Genomic DNA, 9,261 nt, shown 5'->3' on the forward strand with positions numbered 1-9,261 from the left:
CTTCACAGCGGGAGGCGGTAGTTGGTGGCGGGCTGGAAGCCGACCGATTCATAGAGTGGCGCGCCCATCGACGTGGCGTGCAGCTCGGCGATCCCGATGCCCTTCGTACGGGACCAGTCCAGGACCGCGGCCAGCAACTGGCGGGCGACGCCCTGGCCACGGGCGGAGGGATAGACGTACATCCCCCGCCGACGTACGCGCGCAGGCCCGACGGGTTGCCGGTACGCGGGAGCCCGTCCAACAGCCACACCGAGCAGCCGCCGGCCACGGTGTTTTCTTGCTGTGCAACGAAGGCGGCAAAGGAGTCGGTGCGGAGCTTTCGGTCGTACCAGTCGGACATGCCGCGCATCCAGTCCGCGGTCGGGTCGCTGATGTCGTGGCCCATCGACTCGAACATCAGGATCGCCATCCTGGCCAGTGCGGCGGCGTCCGCGCTGGTCGCCGGCCGGATCATCGCCGCGGTCTGCTGCAAGGTCACGCTGAGTTCCTTTGGTCTGTGAATTGACTACCAATACACTCAGGAAACCGAGAAAGCGGCAGGAGAACCAGAGCCAATGACAGCCAATGTGGACCGCTCCGCCGAGCAGCTGGCGGTGTTGTTGCTGGCCGGCTGGCACCAGGGCCGCGGCCCGGCGTATTTGCGGCTGGCCCAGTCGCTGGCCACCCAGATCCGCACCGGCCGGCTGCCGGCCGGGAGCCGCTTACCCACAGAGCGCGCGCTAGCGCGCGCATTGGCCATCAGTCGTACGAGCGTCGTCTCCGCCTACAGTGCCCTGCGCGAAGAAGGCGTGATCGTCAGCCGGCAAGGCGCCGGAACCTGGGTCGCCGGGGAGGTGCGGGCCAAGCCGATGGACCGGCCGGGGCCACCGTTCGTACGCGAAGCCTCGCCGCCGACCCGGCAGCGCTGTGCGACTTCGCGTCCGGCATCGGGACGGCCGACCCGTACGCGGTCGAAGTGATCACAGGTGGTGACTGGCTCGGCGACCTGGCCGCCGAGACCGCCACTCGCGGTTACCTTGCGCTTGGCCTGCCGGCGCTGCGGGACGCGATCGCTGAGCAATACCGGCACGCCGGCCTGCCAACCAGCGCTGAGCAGATCGTGATCACCGGTGGCGCGCAGCAGGCGCTGAGCCTGATCGCCGCCGCGGTCGCCGAGCCGGGCGGCCTCGCCGGCGTACAGAATCCGACGTATTCGGGAGCGCTGGACGCCTTTTCCTCGGCCGGCCTGATGCCGGTGCCACTGGCCGCCGGACCGGAAGTCGACGGCAGGTCATTGGCGGAAGCGCTGCATCGGCATCGGCTGCGGTTGTGCTATCTGATCCCGACTTGCCACAGCCCGACCGGGTCGGTGATGCCGGCGGCGTCGACGCGCGCCGAGATCGCGCGGTGGCCGCCGCGAACGATGTTCCGACAGTGGACGACACCACCCTCGCCGGTCTGCTGCTGACCGGTGACCCGCCGCCGGTGTTGGCGAGTTTTGCCCCGGACGCACCGATCCTGACGGTCGGATCACTGAGCAAGCTGACCTGGCCGGGCCTGCGGATCGGCTGGATCCGGGCGCCGGCCGCCCGGCTGGCCGCCATCGCGGCCGCCAAGAAGGCGGTCGACCTGGGCACCTCGGTGGTGTCGCAGACAATCGCGGTCCGGCTGGTCGCCGGCTTGGCGCAGGCCACCGCCCGCCGCCGGCAGTCCCTGCTGGAATCCCTGGACTGTACGGAAAAACTGCTCCGCGAGCAGTTGCCGCAGTGGCAGTGGCATCGCCCGGACGGCGGTTACCTGCTGTGGATCAGCCTGCCGGCCGGTGACGGCACCGGTTTCGCGACCACCGCCCGACAACACGGCGTGCCAGTGATGCCCGGCTGGCAGTCATCCCCGAACAACACCCACACCGACCGGATTCGGCTCTGCTACGGCCATCCGCCGGACCTGCTCCGCCATGCGATTCCCCGTCTCGCGCAGGCCTGGCACTCCTACCTCGGCGAAATCTGACGGGTCCAGAGAAAAGAAAGCAGACCGGCGGCGAGAGCGTACGACGGGTCACGTGAACAGCGTTCACATGGCGGCCGTTCGGTGTCAAGCGACAAGCTGGTCCAGCGGCTTGTCGGGATCGGCGAGGGCCTCCGGGTCGACCTGCTGGCCGCCGAGGATGAGCGCCTTGATCGGGTCGACGACATCCCAGACGTTCACCGCCATGCCGGCCAGCACCCGGTTTTCCTTGAGCCAGAAGGCAATGAACTCCAGGCCCGGCACGTCCCCGCGGAACACCACCTGGTCGTAGCCGTCGGGATCGGCGTAGCCGACATATTCCATCCCGAGGTTGTACTGGTCGGTGTAGAAGTACGGCAGGTCCTGGTAGCTGGACTCGTTCCCGAGCATCGACGGATCGCCGTGACCGGCTGCCGACGGGCGTTGTTCCAGTGCTCGACCCGAATCTGTTTGCCCAGCACGGGATGGAAAGCGTTGGCGGCGTCGCCGGCCGCGAAGATGTCCGGGTCGCTGGTACGCAGCGCCGCGTCCACCACGATCCCGTTGTCCACGGTCAGCCCGGCCTGCTCGGCGAGCTGGGTGTTCGGGGCCGCGCCAACAGCGATGAGGACGGCGTCGGCCGGCAGCTCGGTGCCGTCCGCGAGCTTCACGCCGGTCACCCCGTCGGCGTCCGTGGTGATCTCGGAAACCTGTTCGTGGAAACGGAAATCGACCTCATGTGCGCGGTGCAGATCGGCGTACACCTGGGCGACCTCCGGCCCGAGCACGCGCAGCAACGGCAGGTCGGCGGTTTCCACCACGGTGACCGCGACTCCGGCCTTGCGGGCCGCCGCGGTCGCCTCCAGGCCGATCCAGCCGGCGCCGATCACCACCAGCCGGGAGATGCCGGCGAAGAAGACGTTTTTTTCAGCGCCTCGGAATCGGAAAGCCGACGCAGGTAGTGCACACCGTTGGCGTCCGCGCCGGGCACCGGCAACGGCCGCGGGCTGGCGCCGGTGGCGAGCAGCAGCTTGTCGTACCCGATCTCGGAACCGTCCGCCAGCCGCACCTGGTGGCTCTCCCGGTCGATGGCGCTGACCGCGACACCGAGCCGCAACTCGATGTTGTGCTCGGCGTACCACTCCTGCGGATGTACGTACACGGTGTCCGGTTTCGCCTTGCCGATCAGCACTTCCTTGGACAATGGCGGTCGCTCGTACGGGCGCAGGGTCTCGTCGCCGACGATCACGACCGGCCCCTCGAAGCCCTGCTTACGGGCCTGTTCGGCGGCTTTCGCCGCGGCCAGCCCGCCACCGACGATCACGAACCCCTGCGCTGTCATCCCGGTCTGCCTCTCGTCTGCCGTCTTTGGTTTTATTGGTGAATCCTGGTCCTCTCTCAGTTACCGAGGCAAGTGGGGTGCCAAGCGCAGGTCACTCGCCGACGTACGGTTTGAGGGCGATCCCGTTGGCGGCGTCGTGGACGATCTGGGTGACTTTGCGCATGATCGCCTTGCTGCCGGGCAGTTTGGGCATCACCCGGAGCATCAGGGTCTGCATGCGGATCGCGGCCTTGGAGGGCGCCACCATCTGCTTCACCGTCTGCAGCCCGAGTTTCTGGTTCTGTTCCACGAAAGCGCGCATCTCCTTTTCGTAGTTGGCAAATCCGACCACGTGATCGCCGCCGGCCGCGGCCAGCTCGCCGGCCAGCACGTACGCGCCGATCAACGCGAGCCCGGTGCCCTGCCCGGAGGCCAAAGACGGTCCGTAGCCGGCGTCGCCAACGAGGGTGACCCGGCCGCGGGACCAGCTGTCCAGCCGGATTTGGCTGAGGCTGTCGAAATAGAAGTCGGGAGCGGTCCGCATCGACTCCAGTAGCCGTGGCACTTCCCAGCCGATGCCGGCGGCAAAGGCGTCGGCGACGATTTTCTTCTGAGCCGCGACATCCCGGTGGTCGTACGACAGTTTTGGTGACGAGAAGAGGAAGAGCGCCTTCGCGTCGGTCATTTGGCTGGTGCTGTAGACGTTGGTCGTACGGCCTGGCTCGACGTAGAGCCGCTCGGACCGGTCCAGCCCGAGGTGGTTCGGGGTGGAGAAGATGCAGGCGTAGTAACCCATCTCGTGGAGGAACCGCGACTCGTCGCCAAAGGCCAGCGTGCGTACGTTCGAGTGCAGGCCGTCGGCGCCCACGACCAGGTCGAAGTGGCGCGTACCAGCCTTCTCGAAGGTCACCTTCACGCCGTCCGCGCCATCGACGAGCTCGGTGAGCGAGTCGTCGAACAGGTATTCCACGTCGTCCTTGGTGCGGTCGTAAAGGATCCGACTGAGGTCGCCGCGCATGATCTCGTCGTCGCCCTCGGTGCGCCCGGCGAAGAAGTCGGCGGGCATGGTGACCAGCGGTTTGTTGTTCTTGTCGAGAAAGTTTCGTCCTGCATGTCGGTGCTGTGCGCTCGTACGTCGGCCATGATGCCCATCCGGCTGGCCACCTCGACGGTCGCGCCACGCAGATCGACCTTGTAGCCGCCAGGCCGCAGCTCGGAGGCCCGCTCGACGACGGTCACCTGGTAGCCGTAGCGGTTGAGCCAGTAGGCCAGCGCCGGTCCGCCGATGCTCGCTCCCGAGATCAAAACGTTCATGTTCAGCTCCTTCGTCGGTGTGCTGAGAAGGACCGTACATACGTCTAAGACATACGTCTAGTACAAATGTGCAAGACGTTTGTTCGGATGTTCGGTACGCTGGCGGTCATGGGAAATCGCGAGGATCTGCTGGAAGGCGCGAAGCGCTGCCTCTACGAGAAGGGTTATGCGCGTACGACCGCACGGGACATCGCCACCGCGGCTGGTACGAGCCTCGCCGCGATCGGCTATCACTACAAGACGACCGAGGCGCTGCTCAACCAGGCGTTGATCGAGGTGATGGGCGATTTCGGAGACAAGCTCGCGGCCGCGTTGTCGCCGGACAACCCGGACGCCGGGACGCTGGAGAAGTTCGAGGCGATGTGGACCGGCGTGCTCAACTCTTTCAAGGAGGACCGCGCTGTCTACGCCGCCAGCCTGGAGATTTTCGGCCAGATGGACCGGGTGGCCGAGGCCAAGCAGGCATTCGCCGACGGCATCGACGAAACCCGCTTCTGGTGGGCCAAAACCCTGCACGGCACCGATCCGGGCGACGAGAAGACCGCGAGAATCCTCGGCTCCTTCTACCAGGCGCTGATGAGCGGCGTGATCGTCCAGTGGCTGATCGACCCGGAGCGGGCGCCTTCGGCGCAGGACCTGGCGACGGCGTTGCGGCTGGTGGGTGCGCAAACTCGGTGACACCCGAGGTCGGTCGTACGGGATACTCGCGGGGTGACTTCGACCGACCCGCACATTCTCGATGACCTGGCCTGGCGCGGCCTGATCGCGCAGTCCACCGACTGGACGCGCTTCGCGCCGCGATGGACGCCGGCCCGATCACCTTCTACGTCGGCTTCGACCCGACCGCGCCGAGCCTGCACTTTGGCAACCTCATGCAGATCATCACCGCGGCCCGCTTCCAACGCGCCGGGCACCGCGCGTTGGCGCTGGTCGGTGGCGCGACCGGGCTGATTGGCGACCCCAAGGCAAGTTCCGAGCGCAGCCTGAACCCGCCGGAAGTGGTGGCGAGTTGGGTGGCGAAGATCCGCGCGCAGATCCAGCCGTACTTGAACTTCGACGATCCCAACCCCGCGACGATGGTGAACAACCTGGACTGGACCGCGCCGATGTCGGCGATCGAGCTGCTCAGGGACATCGGCAAGCACTTCCGGGTGAGCAAGATGCTGGCCAAGGAGGCGGTCTCGGCCCGGCTGCAGTCCGAGGCGGGCATCAGCTACACCGAGTTCAGCTACCAGATCCTGCAGGGGATGGATTTCCTGGAGCTTTACCGGCGGCACGGCTGCACGCTGCAGACCGGCGGCTCCGACCAGTGGGGCAACCTGACCGCCGGCATCGACCTGATCCACCGGGTCGAGGGGGTCGGGGTGCATGCGCTTGCGACGCCGTTGCTGGTGAAGGCGGACGGCACGAAGTTTGGCAAGACCGAGACCGGGACGGTCTGGCTGGATCCGGACCTCACCAGTCCGTACGCGTTCTACCAGGTGTTCTTCAACTCCGACGACAGCAAAGTCGTGGAGTACCTGAAGTTGCTGTCGGCCCGGCCGCGAGCCGAGATCGAGGCGCTCGCCGAGGCGGTCGCGACTCGGCCAGGTGCTCGCGAAGCGCAACGGGCGTTGGCGGAGGAGCTGACAACTCTCGTACACGGGGAGTCGGCGTGCGGTCAGGTGCTCACGGCCAGCCAGGCGCTGTTCGGTCGCGGCGAGTTGGCCGACCTGGATGAGTCGACGCTGGCCGCCGCGCTCACCGAGGCCGGGCTGGTGGAGGTCGCCGATCCGGTGCCGACCCCCTCGCTGAGCTGCTGCGGGACACCGGTCTGTGCAAGAGCTTGTCGGATGCGCGGCGGACCGTCGACGAAGGTGGTGCTTACGTGAACAACGTAAGAGCCGCTGACGCTGACCAGCCGCCGGCGTCGGACTCGCTGCTTTTTGGCGGCTGGCTGGTGGTGCGGCGCGGCCGCAAGTCGGTCGCCGGCGTACGCGTCAAACGCTGACGTCCGCGATGTTGATCTTGTCCGGAGACGCCCGGACAAGATCAACACCTCGCATGCCGTACGTGCCGGCGTCAAGCGATGTCGCCGGATCGAGACCGTGACGGGCGGCACCGTTAACCGATTTGACGCGGCCGTCCACGACGCCGTAACTTCGTGGTCGCTGACGGGATACCGGACAGAAACCAAGGTGCTTGGTCTTGATGACGAGCAGCGGGTTGGCCGGCCAGAAGCACTCAGACCCCCGGTGAGACGGTGAAAATCCAGTCCGCTAGGGTTTGGAACAAGCCAGTCAGGCGAAGCCGAGATGAACTTCAAGTTCCGGAAACGGAACGAAGTTGACAAGGCGAGAACGACAGACTAGGCTGGAGAAGTTGCCCCGAACATGGCTGAGAGGCCGGACGCGGTGGCGGTTGTTCTTTGAGAACTCAACAGCGTGTTGGATTGTCAGTGCCAATTATATCCCGCACTTGGGGTGTGATGGCAAGACCATCAGGGTCTTGTTGTCCAGTCCAGGTCGGATTCCTTTGGTATGAAAACAAGTGTCAGCTTGTTTGAATGCCAGGTTTCATCGACAGGGGCCTTCGCCGGTTCTTGTCGCTCTGTTATGTCGATGCACCTGCCTCGGTGGGGAATTCATATATACATCAATGGAGAGTTTGATCCTGGCTCAGGACGAACGCTGGCGGCGTGCTTAACACATGCAAGTCGAGCGGAAAGGCCCTTCGGGGTACTCGAGCGGCGAACGGGTGAGTAACACGTGGGCAACCTGCCCCCAACTCTGGGATAAGCCTGGGAAACTAGGTCTAATACCGGATATGACCTCCTTGGGCATCCTTGGTGGTGGAAAGTTTTTCGGTTGGGGATGGGCCCGCGGCCTATCAGCTTGTTGGTGGGGTAGTGGCCCACCAAGGCGACGACGGGTAGCCGGCCTGAGAGGGCGACCGGCCACACTGGGACTGAGACACGGCCCAGACTCCTACGGGAGGCAGCAGTGGGGAATATTGCGCAATGGGCGAAAGCCTGACGCAGCGACGCCGCGTGAGGGATGAAGGCCTTCGGGTCGTAAACCTCTTTCAGCAGGGACGAAGCGCAAGTGACGGTACCTGCAGAAGAAGCACCGGCTAACTACGTGCCAGCAGCCGCGGTAATACGTAGGGTGCAAGCGTTGTCCGGAATTATTGGGCGTAAAGAGCTCGTAGGCGGCTTGTCACGTCGATTGTGAAATCCCGGGGCTCAACCCCGGGTCTGCAGTCGATACGGGCTGGCTAGAGTGCGGTAGGGGAGACTGGAATTCCTGGTGTAGCGGTGAAATGCGCAGATATCAGGAGGAACACCGGTGGCGAAGGCGGGTCTCTGGGCCGTAACTGACGCTGAGGAGCGAAAGCGTGGGGAGCGAACAGGATTAGATACCCTGGTAGTCCACGCCGTAAACGTTGGGCGCTAGGTGTGGGTTCCCTTCCACGGGATCCGTGCCGCAGCTAACGCATTAAGCGCCCCGCCTGGGGAGTACGGCCGCAAGGCTAAAACTCAAAGGAATTGACGGGGGCCCGCACAAGCGGCGGAGCATGCGGCTTAATTCGACGCAACGCGAAGAACCTTACCAAGGCTTGACATGGGCCGAAAACTCGTAGAGATACGGGGTCCGCAAGGGCGGTTCACAGGTGGTGCATGGCTGTCGTCAGCTCGTGTCGTGAGATGTTGGGTTAAGTCCCGCAACGAGCGCAACCCTCGTTCTATGTTGCCAGCGGGTAATGCCGGGGACTCATAGGAGACTGCCGGGGTCAACTCGGAGGAAGGTGGGGACGACGTCAAGTCATCATGCCCCTTATGTCTTGGGCTGCACGCATGCTACAATGGCCGGTACAAAGGGCTGCGAAACCGCAAGGTGGAGCGAATCTCAAAAAGCCGGTCTCAGTTCGGATTGGGGTCTGCAACTCGACCCCATGAAGTCGGAGTCGCTAGTAATCGCAGATCAGCAACGCTGCGGTGAATACGTTCCCGGGCCTTGTACACACCGCCCGTCAAGTCATGAAAGTCGGTAACACCCGAAGCCAGTGGCTCAACCCGCAAGGGAGGGAGCTGTCGAAGGTGGGATCGGCGATTAGGACTAAGTCGTAACAAGGTAGCCGTACCGGAAGGTGCGGCTGGATCACCTCCTTTCTAAGGAGCAACCGGCAACCTTCGGGTTGTCCAGGTAGCCACTCCGGAATGTTCATGTCCGGGTGGTGCTCATGGGTGGAACGCTGACAACGCAACCGGTTCGTATCGGACGGTTTCCTAGTGCTCTTCCTCGGAAGGGTGTGGAACAGTCACCGAAACGGCGGAGCGGTTCTTCAACACGCTGTTGGGTCCTGAGGGAACAACCGGCAACGGTTGTTTTGCTCTTAAGGGTCACTTCCACACCGAACAGCACGATCGCCGGTCAAGGCCGGCGATTATGCATGCGGTGAGCATGGTGGGGATTCGGGCGTACCTTGAGAACTGTATAGTGGACGTAGAGCATCTTTGAATTTTTGTGGCCAAGTTATTAAGGGCACACGGTGGATGCCTTGGCACCAGGAGCCGATGAAGGACGTTGGAGGGTGCGATAAGCCTCGGGGAGTTCCCAACCTAGCTTTGATCCGAGGATGTCCGAATGGGGAAACCCGGCTGGAGTTATGTTCAGTCACCC

Annotated in this window: 8 protein-coding genes, 2 rRNA genes and 2 pseudogenes; 8 read left to right on the forward strand and 4 right to left on the reverse strand. The window is 64.4% G+C overall.

Annotated elements, in window-relative coordinates; all coding sequences use genetic code 11:
* Window positions 1-2: 2 nt before the first annotated feature.
* On the reverse strand, window positions 3-248 hold the full coding sequence (locus GNX96_RS29770) for a GNAT family N-acetyltransferase (protein WP_279581827.1): 246 nt from the start codon (window positions 246-248) through the stop codon (window positions 3-5).
* Between the two features lie 90 nt (window positions 249-338).
* Between GNX96_RS29770 and GNX96_RS29775 the strand changes: the two genes are divergently transcribed.
* From GNX96_RS29775 to GNX96_RS29790, 4 genes are read left to right on the forward strand one after another with little or no spacing between them, the layout of a single operon-like run.
* Window positions 339-500: a hypothetical protein gene (locus GNX96_RS29775; protein WP_279581828.1), complete on the forward strand. Its 162-nt coding sequence runs from the start codon at window positions 339-341 to the stop codon at window positions 498-500.
* Window positions 501-554: 54 nt separating this feature from the next.
* Entirely contained in the window at window positions 555-959 is a 405-nt protein-coding gene (locus tag GNX96_RS29780; protein ID WP_163571272.1) for a GntR family transcriptional regulator, read from the forward strand.
* On the forward strand, window positions 956-1,447 hold the full coding sequence (locus GNX96_RS29785) for an aminotransferase class I/II-fold pyridoxal phosphate-dependent enzyme (RefSeq protein ID WP_163571274.1): 492 nt from the start codon (window positions 956-958) through the stop codon (window positions 1,445-1,447). Before GNX96_RS29780 ends, GNX96_RS29785 begins: the two co-directional genes overlap by 4 nt.
* The gene (locus tag GNX96_RS29790; RefSeq protein ID WP_163571276.1) at window positions 1,387-1,989 is read left to right on the forward strand and encodes an aminotransferase class I/II-fold pyridoxal phosphate-dependent enzyme; all 603 of its coding nucleotides are present in this window, start codon (window positions 1,387-1,389) and stop codon (window positions 1,987-1,989) included. Before GNX96_RS29785 ends, GNX96_RS29790 begins: the two co-directional genes overlap by 61 nt.
* A gap of 84 nt (window positions 1,990-2,073) precedes the next feature.
* Here the strand turns inward: GNX96_RS29790 and GNX96_RS29795 are convergent.
* The 3 genes and pseudogenes from GNX96_RS29795 to GNX96_RS56180 form a co-directional block, all read right to left on the reverse strand.
* A pseudogene (locus tag GNX96_RS29795) lies at window positions 2,074-3,307 on the reverse strand (NAD(P)/FAD-dependent oxidoreductase).
* A gap of 91 nt (window positions 3,308-3,398) precedes the next feature.
* Window positions 3,399-4,256: an FAD-dependent monooxygenase gene (locus GNX96_RS29800; protein ID WP_279581829.1), complete on the reverse strand. Its 858-nt coding sequence runs from the start codon at window positions 4,254-4,256 to the stop codon at window positions 3,399-3,401.
* Complete coding sequence (locus GNX96_RS56180) at window positions 4,199-4,600, reverse strand: FAD-dependent monooxygenase (protein WP_279581830.1); 402 nt, start codon at window positions 4,598-4,600, stop codon at window positions 4,199-4,201. The genes GNX96_RS29800 and GNX96_RS56180 overlap by 58 nt, the downstream gene beginning before the upstream one ends.
* Before the next feature lie 87 nt (window positions 4,601-4,687).
* On the opposite strand from GNX96_RS56180, the gene GNX96_RS29805 reads away from it, so the two are divergent.
* From GNX96_RS29805 to GNX96_RS29820, 4 genes and pseudogenes are all read left to right on the forward strand, one after another.
* Window positions 4,688-5,278 (forward strand): TetR/AcrR family transcriptional regulator, encoded by a 591-nt coding sequence (locus tag GNX96_RS29805; RefSeq protein WP_279581831.1) that lies wholly within the window; start codon window positions 4,688-4,690, stop codon window positions 5,276-5,278.
* A gap of 33 nt (window positions 5,279-5,311) precedes the next feature.
* Window positions 5,312-6,590 (forward strand): annotated as a pseudogene (gene tyrS, locus GNX96_RS29810) (tyrosine--tRNA ligase).
* A 644-nt stretch (window positions 6,591-7,234) separates the two neighbouring features.
* Window positions 7,235-8,750: ribosomal RNA gene (locus GNX96_RS29815) — 16S ribosomal RNA — on the forward strand.
* Between the two features lie 357 nt (window positions 8,751-9,107).
* Window positions 9,108-9,261 (forward strand): 23S ribosomal RNA (locus tag GNX96_RS29820); the annotation flags it as partial.

The sequence above is a fragment of the Fodinicola feengrottensis genome, assembly GCF_010993775.1.
In the GTDB taxonomy this organism is placed as follows: Bacteria; Actinomycetota; Actinomycetes; order Mycobacteriales; family HKI-0501; genus Fodinicola; species Fodinicola feengrottensis.

Bases quoted from the DNA above. Each gene is read 5' to 3' on its own strand.
- GNX96_RS29805 (WP_279581831.1), top strand. From the start codon at position 4,688: ATGTTCGGTACGCTGGCGGTCATGGGAAATCGCGAGGATCTGCTGGAA.
- GNX96_RS56180 (WP_279581830.1), bottom strand. From the start codon at position 4,600: ATGAACGTTTTGATCTCGGGAGCGAGCATCGGCGGACCGGCGCTGGCC.
- GNX96_RS29775 (WP_279581828.1), top strand. From the start codon at position 339: ATGCCGCGCATCCAGTCCGCGGTCGGGTCGCTGATGTCGTGGCCCATC.
- GNX96_RS29780 (WP_163571272.1), top strand. From the start codon at position 555: ATGACAGCCAATGTGGACCGCTCCGCCGAGCAGCTGGCGGTGTTGTTG.